8 protein-coding genes are annotated in these 9497 nt (G+C 71.0%); all 8 read right to left on the bottom strand.

The genetic code is table 11. The annotated features are described in order from the left end of the window. Window positions 1-54: 54 nt before the first annotated feature. A complete protein-coding gene (locus tag AB8Z36_RS22850) occupies window positions 55-708 on the bottom strand; it encodes a hypothetical protein (RefSeq protein WP_369215226.1) in 654 nt (217 codons plus the stop codon). Window positions 709-743: 35 nt separating this feature from the next. Then, entirely contained in the window at window positions 744-1292 is a 549-nt protein-coding gene (locus AB8Z36_RS22845) for a GNAT family N-acetyltransferase (protein WP_369215225.1), read from the bottom strand. Further along, a complete protein-coding gene (locus tag AB8Z36_RS22840; protein ID WP_369215224.1) occupies window positions 1270-3522 on the bottom strand; it encodes an MMPL family transporter in 2253 nt (750 codons plus the stop codon). Before AB8Z36_RS22840 ends, AB8Z36_RS22845 begins: the two co-directional genes overlap by 23 nt. 213 nt (window positions 3523-3735) lie before the next feature. Further along, a complete protein-coding gene (locus AB8Z36_RS22835; RefSeq protein WP_369215223.1) occupies window positions 3736-5838 on the bottom strand; it encodes a phosphocholine-specific phospholipase C in 2103 nt (700 codons plus the stop codon). Window positions 5839-6073: 235 nt separating this feature from the next. Next, window positions 6074-7588 (bottom strand): Asp-tRNA(Asn)/Glu-tRNA(Gln) amidotransferase subunit GatB, encoded by a 1515-nt coding sequence (gene gatB / locus AB8Z36_RS22830; RefSeq protein WP_369215222.1) that lies wholly within the window; start codon window positions 7586-7588, stop codon window positions 6074-6076. 16 nt (window positions 7589-7604) lie between these two features. Further along, a complete protein-coding gene (locus AB8Z36_RS22825) occupies window positions 7605-7844 on the bottom strand; it encodes a hypothetical protein (RefSeq protein WP_055568894.1) in 240 nt (79 codons plus the stop codon). After that, on the bottom strand, window positions 7841-9334 hold the full coding sequence (gene gatA / locus AB8Z36_RS22820; RefSeq protein ID WP_369215221.1) for an Asp-tRNA(Asn)/Glu-tRNA(Gln) amidotransferase subunit GatA: 1494 nt from the start codon (window positions 9332-9334) through the stop codon (window positions 7841-7843). The genes AB8Z36_RS22825 and gatA overlap by 4 nt, the downstream gene beginning before the upstream one ends. A gap of 4 nt (window positions 9335-9338) precedes the next feature. Next, the coding region (locus AB8Z36_RS22815) for an Asp-tRNA(Asn)/Glu-tRNA(Gln) amidotransferase subunit GatC (RefSeq protein ID WP_369215227.1) at window positions 9339-9497 on the bottom strand (159 nt) is incomplete at its 5' end.

Below are 9497 nucleotides of genomic sequence, written 5' to 3'. Positions count from 1 at the left end.
GGGCGAGGGCCCTAGCCCCTGCCCCGCCCCTGCCTCAGGCGTGGTCGAGGATGTCTAGGAGGGTGCCGAGGGCAGCCCGAGGAGCAGGTCGGAGTACTTGGCGATGGCCAGGAGCAGCCCGATCACGCCGAGCGCGACACCCGCCCACGACACGGACTTGATCCAGGGCGCCTGCTCCTTGCCGGGCGCGCCGAACGCGGGCCTGACGAGCACGGCGAAGCCGATGACGAGCGCCGCGAGCGCGAAGATCCCGGCGATCAGCGCCGTGATCTTCCAGGAGTCGCCGTACAGGGCCTGGATCTGGTTGGCGACGCTCGCGGACTGGGCGGTCTCCAGCTGACCGATGATGTTCGAGCGCGCGCCCGCGACGGTGCCGAGCCAGCCGCCGGAGAGGCCGACGACGCCGAGCGCCACGGAGACGACGGCCGCGGCGCCCTGGCCCACACCCGTGGACTTCGCAGGCGGGACGGCTGCGTCGTCAGCGTCGGCTGCGTCGGCTGCATCGTCTGCGTCGTCTGCGTCGGCCTCGGCGTCCGCCTCGGTGTCCGGCGCCGCGTCGGCGGGCTCGCCGTCCTTGGTGACGTCGACCGCGGCCGCATCCTTCTTCGGTTCCGACGTCTCGGAGCCGGTCACTTCCTCGGTCCCGGCGGCGTCCTCGGCCCCGGTGGCATCCTTCGCCCCGGCCGCGTCCTTCGTCTTGGTAGCCATGCGAGGCACCGTACGGACGGAGTCTGAGAGGCGTCTTAACGAAGCGCCCGCCACTCCGGCGCGAGGACGGACCAGACCTCCATGTCGTGGCGGACGCCCTGCCAGGGGAAGCTCTCGCGCAGGACGCCGTCCCTGGTGAAGCCGAGGCGCGCCGCGGTGGCCTTGCTGCGGTCGTTGCGGGACGAGACCAGCCACTCGATCCGGTGCATGCCGCGCTGGTCGACGGCCCAGTCGATGAGGACGCGGGACGCCTTGCTGACCAGACCGCGCCCGGCCGCCGACGGTTCGAGCCAGACGCCGATCTCGCAGCCGTCCACGCTCGTGTCGAAGATCCGGAAGAGGACTCCGCCGACCAGTACGCCGTCCAGCCAGATGCCGTACAGGCGCCCGGTGTCGGACGCCTGCTTGTCGGCGTACGTCTGGAGCACGCCCCGCGCCGATGCGAGGTCCTTGGCGATGACGGTCAGCGGCACGTACGGGCCCGCGTACTCCCGCGCCCGCTCGACGTGCTCCAGGAACTCCTCGGCCTGCCATGGTTCGAGCGGCCTCAGTTCGGCGTTCTCACCCAGCGATATGGCGAACATTCCGGTCTTCCACCCCGTCTGTGTCATCCGTCGTCTCTCTCTGCCCGGGGATACTGCCACTCGGGGCGCGTACGTTCGAACGACATTCGGGCGGCTCGATGCTGATGCGGGGCAGCAGCCGGTCGAGGCTCCTGGGGAGCCACCAGTTGGCGCCGCCGAGCAGATGCATCAGCGCGGGCACGAGGAGCGTGCGCAGCACGAAGGCGTCCAGCGCGACGGCGGCGGCGAGGGCGATGCCGAACATCGCGATGACGCGGTCGCCGCTGAGCACGAAGGCGAGGAAGACGGAGATCATGATGACGGCGGCGGAGTTGATCACCCGGCTGGTCTCGGCGAGGCCCACCCGCACGGCCCGCCGGTTGTCGCCGGTCTCCAGCCACTCCTCGTACATCCGGCTGACCAGGAAGACCTGGTAGTCCATGGAGAGGCCGAAGAGGACGGACACCATGATCACGGGCAGGAAGGGCTCGATGGGTCCGGCCCTGCCGAGGCCGAGCAGTTCGCTCCCCCAGCCCCACTGGAAGACCACGACCACGACGCCGAAGGCGGCGGCGACGGCCGCGACGTTCATCACGGCGGCCTTGAGCGGGATGCCGACCGAGCGGAAGGCGAGCAGCAGCAGGACACAGCCGAGGCCGATGACGGCACCCACGAAGAGCGGCAGTTTGCCGACGATGACCTCGGCGAAGTCGTCGTAGCTCGCGGTCACGCCGCCGACCCGCACGTCCAGGGAGCTGTCCGCCTCGGCCTTCGGCAGGACGTCGCCGCGCAGCCGGTCGACGAGCGCGCTGGTCGCCTCCGACTGGGGGGCGGAGCGGGGGACGACGGTGAGGAAGGCCGTGCGGCCGTTCTCGGCGTACGTCACGGGGCTGACGGAGGCGACGCCCTCGGTCGTCCGCAGCACCGTGCCGAGGCCGTCGAGCGCCACCCGGTCACCGGCGCCGTAGACCTCGCTGACCAGCGTCAGGGGGCCGTTGACGCCGGGCCCGAAGCCGTCGGCGAGGAGGTCGTAGGCCTGCCGTGTGGTCGCCTTGGCGGGGTTGTTGCCCTGGTCGGAGGTGCCCAGGTGCAGGGCGAGGGTGGGCAGCGCCAGTACGGCCATGACGACGACGGCCAGGGAGCCGAGCAGCTTGGGGTGCCGCTCGACGAAGGCGGCCCAGCGGGCAGCGAGGCCGGTCGGCAGCTCCGGCTCGGGTCCGTGCTCCGCGAGCCGGCGCCGCTCCCGGCGGCCGAGGGCGCGCGGGCCGATGAAGGAGAGCAGCGCGGGCAGCAGCGTGACGGCCGCGGCGACGGTGAGGACGACGGTCAGCGAGGCGGCGATCGCGACCCCGCCCAGGAAGCTGAGCCGCAGGATGAGCATGCCGAGCAGGGCGATGCAGACGGTGGCGCCCGCGAAGACGACGGCGCGCCCGGTGGTGGCGACGGCGCGCTCGGCGGCGACGGCGACCGGCAGTCCGCGCTTGAGGCCCTTGCGGTGTCTGGTGACGATGAAGAGGGCGTAGTCGATCCCGACGCCGAGGCCGATCAGGGTGCCCAGCATGGGCGCGAAGTCCGCGACGGTCATGACGTGGCCGAGCAGCACGATCCCGGCGTACGCCGTGCCCACGGAGACGAGCGCGGTGGCTATCGGCAGCGCGGACGCGGCGAGCGAGCCGAAGGCGAGGAAGAGCACGACGGCGGCGACCGCCACCCCCACGATCTCGGCGACCTGGGCGCTCTTGGACTCGGTGAGCCCGATGGCGGTCCCGCCCAGCTCGACCCGGAGGCCGGACGATCCGGCGGCCTTGGCGGTGTCGACGACCCGCCGGGCGTCGGCCTCGGCGATGTCGTCGGCCTGTTCGCGGAAGGTGACGGTGGCGTAGGCGGTCCGGCCGTCCTGGCTGATCCGGGCGGCCCCGCCGTCCCCGTAGGGACTGGTCACCGAGGCCACGGCGGGCTGGGCGGCGATTCTGTCCAGGGTGTCCGACATGGTCTGTTCGACGTCGGCCGCGCGGACGGAGGTGCCGGGTCCGGTGCGCCAGACGACGGTGTCGCTGTCACCGCCGAGCCCGTGGAACCCCTTGTCCAGGAGTGCGGAGGCACGGCCCGACTCGGTGCCGGGGACTTCGTAGTCGTTGGAGTACGCGGTCCCTGCGACGGCGGCCGCGGTCGCGGCGCCGCCCAGGGCGAGGAGCCAGAACAGGACGGTGACGAGGCGATGTCTGACGCACCACCGTGCGAGTGCTGCCACGGACTGGCTCCCTGGATGATTCGTGGATCTTTACCGGGAACAGCGGTGAACAGCACAGCACAGCCCGCAAAGAACTCATGAGTGGCGACACGCGCGCCTCAGCCACCTTGACAGCCTTTGATGATCCTTGGTCCGTTTCGTGGCCTTACTCACAAGAGCACAAGCGGTGCGCGGAGCCCCCTCGGGGAGCTCCGCGCACCCGCGCGCCGGACGTCAGCCCGAGACGCTCGCGCGTCCGTTCTCGATGTGGCCCATGAGCCGGCGGCGGAACGCGCTGTCGGAGTCGGCGGTGACCTCGACGTCGTACCAGCCGTGCTCGTCCTCGGTCCGCCAGGCGATGGTGCGGCTGCTGCCGGCCCTGACGCGGACGGTGCGCGTCCGTGACCGGATGTCGTCCTCCTCCACATACCCGAGCGGCCTGACCGTGAAAACGAGTTCGCCCCGGCCCCGGTTGGCCAGCGTCAGGTGGATCTCGCGGCGGGTGATGGCGGAGCTGAGCCGCGCGCTGCCGCTCTTGGCGCCCTTGAACTCCCGCCGGAACCCGTTCGGCCCCGTGACCGTGAAGTCGTACGCGTCGCCCGGCACCGGCACCGTCCAGGAGCCCTTGCGCTCGACGTCCTGGTGCTGGGGGGCGGTGAACTCGCCCGCGTAGGGGTAGAGCGCGAAGTGCGCGCTGGAGCGGCCGCCGTTGCGCAGCCTGACGGTGAGCGCCCCGCCCGCGTCCGGCCGCGCGTCCGCGTCGGGCTGGTACGGCAGCGGACGGGCCCTGCGGACCCCGGACTCCTGCACGGGCATGGTCTGGTGCCGCGGCGGCTTCGGGGCCCAGCGCCCGCTGAACGCCGGGATGGCGCCCGGCTGCTCGATGTCGGGGCTGCGGTGGGCGCGCCGGAAGTCGAAGGCGCCGGTGAGGTCGCCGGTGACCTGGCGGCGCCAGGCGCCGATGTTCGGCTCCCTGACGCCGGTCCACTTCTCCAGGAAGCGCACGACGGAGGTGTGGTCGAAGACCTCGGAGCAGACGTAGCCGCCGACGGTCCACGGCGAGACGACGAGCATCGGCACCCGCACGCCGAGCCCGGTCGGCCTGCCGTTCCAGCGCTCGGCCCGCTCCGCGGCGGAGTCGCCGCCGGGGACGGGCGGCGGCACGTGGTCGAAGAAGCCGTCGTTCTCGTCGTAGTTGATGAAGACGGCCGTGCGGCGCCAGACGTCGGGGTGCTGGGCGAGCGCGTCGAGGATCTTGTAGACGATGGTCGCGCTGTGGACCGGCGAGGAGACGCTCGGGTGCTCGGAGTCCAGGGCCGAGGGCACGAGGTAGCTGACCTTGGCGAGCCTGCCGTCGGCGACGTCCTCGGCGAACTTCCTCGCGAGGGTGCCGGTGGGCACGCGCCGCAACCCGCGCTCGAAGAGGGACCGCTCGCGCTTGGTCAGGGTGCGCACGCCGTCCTCCAGGTCGGCGAGCAGCCGCGCGCGGGCGGTGTCGTCCCTGGCGTCGCGCACCTTGGCGTAGAAGGCCTCCATGTAGGTGAGGCCGGTGGAGGCGAGGACCTTGCGGGCGATGGCCTTGAAGGTGGTGAAGAACTCGATCTGGTTGTCGGTGAAGTTCTCCCACTCGGTGTACGTCCGCCAGCTGACGCCCGCCGCCTCCAGGCGTTCGGCGTACGTGCCCCAGTCGTAGCCGGGGTGGGTGCCCTCGGCGTAGGCGTCGTTGTCGACGGCCCGCTCGCCGTTGGCCTCGTAGCCGGTCCTGCCGCTCCACAGGTGGTTGCGGTTGGGGCTGGTGGAGGAGTGGATGGAGGAGTGGTAGGCGTCGCAGACGGTGAAGGTGTCGGCGAGTTCGTAGTGCAGCGGGAGGTCCTCGCGCGTGTAGTACGCCATGGTGGCGGCGGTCTTGGCGCTGATCCAGCCGTCCATCCAGCCGTCGTGCCAGGCCTTGGCGCCGCCGTTCCAGGAGTGGTCGAGCGCGCCGATGTACTGGAGGTCCTTCTTCTGGGTCTCGGCGGCCTGCCGCACGGGGAAGGGCAGGACCGTGCGCGAGCCGTCGGGCTGCTCGAAGACGGAGCCGCCGCCGGGCAGCCGGACGGCGTTGCGGTCGCCGAAGCCGCGTACGCCGCGCAGGGAGCCGAAGTAGTGGTCGAAGGAGCGGTTCTCCTGCATCAGGATCACGACGTGCTCGATCGAGTCGAGACCGCCGTGGCCCTTCGGCGGCCCCTGCGCGAGCGCCTGCTGCAACGAGGGCGGCAGGAAAGAGCCGACGGCGGCGGCGCCGAGCGCACCGCCGCCGATCGCCATCAGACGTCTGCGCGAAACTTCCGGAGTCACGTGTGGCCTCCCAGGGGTCCTGGCCGACGGTCAATGGTTCTCGGCTGATCCATTGATCCGCTAGGCGGGGACGCTAGTGACGTCCGGTTTCCCTGTGAAGACCGTGGACCGAAGCAGAAGTGAACGTCCGAATGGCGTATGCGCCGAGGGCGTCCATCCGACGGCCGGGGTGCACGAAGGGGGCGGCGCGCCTCGTGTGGCGTGCCGCCCCCGCGTGGGACGGAAGGGATGGCCGTCAGCCCTCGCTGACGCCCAGCTTCTCCAGGATGAGCTCCTTGACGCGGGCCGCGTCGGCCTGGCCACGGGTGGCCTTCATGACCGCGCCGACCAGGGCGCCCGCCGCGGCGACCTTGCCGCCGCGGATCTTGTCCGCGACGCCGGGGTTGCCCGCGATGGCCTCGTCGACGGCGGCCGTGAGGGCGCCCTCGTCCGAGACGACCTTCAGGCCGCGCTTGTCGACGACCTCGTCCGGCGTGCCCTCGCCCTTCAGGACACCCTCGATGACCTGGCGGGCCAGCTTGTCGTTCAGGTCACCCTTGGCGACGAGCTCGGTGACCCGGGCGACGTGCTCCGGGGTGATCGGGAGCGCGCCGAGCTCCACGCCCTGCTCGTTGGCGTGCCGGGCCAGCTCGCCCATCCACCACTTGCGGGCCGACGCGGCGTCCGCGCCCGCGTTGACGGTGGCGACGATCGGGCCGATGGCATCGGCGTTGAGGATCGACTGCATGTCGTGCTCGGAGATCCCCCACTCCTCGCGGAGCCGGTTGCGGCGCACCCGCGGCAGCTCCGGGAGACCGGCGCGCAGCTCCTCGACCCACTCGCGGGACGGGGCGACGGGCACCAGGTCCGGCTCGGGGAAGTAGCGGTAGTCCTCGGCGTTGTCCTTGATGCGGCCCGACGTCGTGGAGCCGTCGTCCTCGTGGAAGTGCCGGGTCTCCTGCACGATCGTGCCGCCGCTGTTCAGGACGGCGGCGTGCCGCTGGATCTCGTAGCGCGCCGCGCGCTCCACGGAGCGGAGCGAGTTGACGTTCTTCGTCTCCGAGCGCGTGCCGAACTCGGCGCGGCCGTGCGGGCGCAGCGACAGGTTGACGTCGCAGCGCATCTGGCCCTTGTCCATCCGGGCCTCGGAGACGCCGAGCGCCTTGATGAGCTCGCGCAGCTCGGCCACGTACGCCTTGGCGACCTCGGGGGCGCGCTCGCCCGCGCCCTCGATGGGCTTGGTGACGATCTCGATCAGCGGGATGCCGGCGCGGTTGTAGTCCAGGAGCGAGTGCGAGGCGCCGTGGATACGGCCCGTCGCGCCGCCCACGTGCGTGGACTTGCCGGTGTCCTCCTCCATGTGGGCGCGCTCGATCTCCACGCGGAAGACCTCGCCGTCCTCCAGCTGGACGTCCAGATAGCCGTTGAAGGCGATCGGCTCGTCGTACTGCGAGGTCTGGAAGTTCTTCGGCATGTCCGGATAGAAGTAGTTCTTCCGGGCGAAGCGGCACCACTCGGCGATCTCGCAGTGCAGCGCGAGGCCGATCTTGATGGCCGACTCGACGCCGATCTCGTTCACGACCGGCAGCGCGCCGGGCAGGCCGAGGCAGGTCGGGCAGGTCTGGCTGTTCGGCTCCTGCTTCAGCGTCGTCGAGCAGCCGCAGAACATCTTCGTCTTGGTGCCGAGCTCGACATGGACTTCGAGGCCCATGACGGGGTCGTACGCCGCGAGGGCTTCCTCGTACGACACCAGGTCGGTAGTGACAGTCACGGTGAAACTTTCCCTCTCAGCCCAGCAGGACGTCGTCGTCGCCGAGACGCTTCAGCTCGCGCACGAGCAGCGCGACGCCGGTGACGATGGCGGCAGCGGAGACAACGGCGTCCACGAGACGGAGCGTGTCGTGGTCGTAGCGGGCCTTCTTGGCCTGCTTCAGCACGGACACCGCGCCGAACGCGGTGGTACCGATCGACAGGTACGTACCGGTCTTGGACTTCTTGAAGCCCTTGGCCTTGTTCAGAGCGCTCACAGTGACGGTGCCTCCTCAAGCAGCGGGTGACCCCACCTTTCCACGAAGGCCGCCTCGACGGCGGCTCCGACCTTGTAAAGACGGTCGTCCTTCATGGCGGGGGCGATGATCTGCAGTCCGACGGGCAGGCCGTCCTCGGGCGCGAGGCCGCAGGGCAGCGACATGGCGGCGTTGCCCGCCAGGTTGGTCGGAATGGTGCACAGGTCCGCCAGGTACATCGCCATCGGGTCGTCGGCGCGCTCGCCGATCGGGAAGGCGGTGGTCGGGGTCGTCGGGGAGACGATCACGTCGACCTGCTCGAAGGACTTCTCGAAGTCCTGCGTGATGAGCGTGCGGACCTTCTGGGCGCTGCCGTAGTACGCGTCGTAGTAGCCGGAACTGAGCGCGTACGTGCCGAGCATGATGCGGCGCTTGACCTCGTCGCCGAAGCCGGCCTCGCGGGTGAGCGCGGTGACCTCCTCGGCGGACCTGGTGCCGTCGTCGCCCACGCGCAGGCCGTAGCGCATGGCGTCGAACCGGGCGAGGTTGGAGGAGCACTCCGAGGGCGCGATCAGGTAGTACGCGGAGAGGCCCAGGTCGAAGGAGGGGCAGTCCAGCTCGACGATCGTGGCGCCGAGCGACTTGAGCAGCTCCACCGACTCGTTGAAGCGCTGGACGACACCGGCCTGGTAGCCCTCGCCGGAGAACTGCTTGACGACGCCGACGCGCATGCCCTCGACGCTGCCGTTGCGCGCGGCCTCGACGACCGGGGGGACCGGGGCGTCGATGGACGTCGAGTCGAGCTCGTCGTGGCCCGCGATGGCCTCGTGCAGGAGGGCCGCGTCCAGGACCGTGCGGGCGCAGGGGCCGCCCTGGTCCAGGGAGGACGAGAAGGCCACCATGCCGTAGCGCGAGACGCCGCCGTAGGTGGGCTTGACGCCGACCGTGCCGGTGACGGCCGCGGGCTGGCGGATGGAGCCGCCGGTGTCCGTGCCGATGGCGAGCGGGGCCTCGTACGAGGCGAGGGCGGCGGAGGAGCCGCCGCCGGAGCCGCCGGGGATGCGGGTGAGGTCCCAGGGGTTGCCGGTGGGGCCGTACGCGCTGTTCTCGGTGGAGGACCCCATGGCGAACTCGTCCATGTTGGTCTTGCCGAGGATGATGACGTCGGCTTCCTTCAGCTTGCGCGTCAGGGTCGCGTCGTACGGCGGGATCCAGCCTTCGAGGATCTTGGAGCCGACGGTGGTCGGGATCCCCTTGGTGGTGAAGATGTCCTTCAGCGCGAGCGGGACGCCGGCCAGCGGGCCGAGCTTCTCGCCCTTGGCGCGCTTGTCGTCGACGGCGCGGGCCTGCGCGAGGGCGCCCTCGCGGTCGACGTGCAGGAAGGCGTGCACCTTCTCGTCGACGGCGTCGATGCGGGCCAGGTGGGCCTCGGTGACCTCGACGGCCGTGAGGTCGCCGGAAGCGATCCTCGCGGCGATCTCGGCGGCGGTGAGCTTGATGATGTCCGTCATGTTCTTAGTCCTCCCCCAGGATCTGCGGCACCTTGAAACGCTGCTGCTCCTGGGCCGGGGCGCCCGAGAGCGCCTGCTCGGGGGTGAGCGACGGACGGACCTCGTCCGCGCGCATGACGTTGGTCAGCGGCAGCGGGGGCGAGGTCGGCGGTACGTCTTGGTC

Origin of the sequence: Streptomyces flavofungini, from assembly GCF_041028215.1 — a bacterium.
Classification (GTDB): domain Bacteria; phylum Actinomycetota; class Actinomycetes; order Streptomycetales; family Streptomycetaceae; genus Streptomyces; species Streptomyces flavofungini_B.
The sequence above is the reverse complement of the archived record's forward strand: the minus strand, read 5'-3'. Positions and strand labels throughout refer to the sequence as shown.